The sequence below is a fragment of the Halobellus sp. Atlit-38R genome (assembly GCF_003665925.1).
Taxonomy (GTDB): Archaea; Halobacteriota; Halobacteria; order Halobacteriales; family Haloferacaceae; genus Haloquadratum; species Haloquadratum inordinatus.
Window position 1 is genome coordinate 1 of record NZ_QXIJ01000370.1, and the last position, 445, is coordinate 445.

A 445-nucleotide genomic window follows, 5' to 3' on the forward strand; every position below is an offset into this window, starting at 1 on the left:
AGGGCGTCGCCGATGGCCTCCTCGTTTTTGTACCCCTCGGCCGTGTCGATGTGGCCGTAGCCCGCGTCGAGCGCCGCGCGGACGCTGTCGACGGTCTCGCCGTCGGTGAGGTCGTACGTGCCGAGTCCGAGCGCCGGTAGCTCCGCGCCGCTCGGGAGCGTCTTCGTTGGAACGGTCACGCGACAGGGGTTCGCCGGATCGCCGATTGAAACTACCGGTCGGGGAACCGTGCCGGCGTCACAACCGAACGCCGTGGCGCGTGCCTGCGAGGCCGCTTCGCGGCCAAGCAGCACGCGCGAGGGAGTCGGGCGGCCGGAGCGAGGCCGACGAGGCTGGGGAGGCGTGAGGTGCGGTTGCCGTGCGGGGCGGGGCGGACTCAAAGGGGCAGCCGCGAGGCGGGCTGAGGCGACGTAAGCACCACAGCGAGTGAACGGAGTGAACGAGC

General features: G+C 71.5%; 1 protein-coding gene. It reads right to left on the reverse strand.

The annotated features are described in order from the left end of the window. On the reverse strand, positions 1-179 hold a 179-nt coding region (locus tag D3D02_RS19890; RefSeq protein ID WP_199723242.1), incomplete at its 3' end, for an aldo/keto reductase. Positions 180-445: the final 266 nt, after the last annotated feature.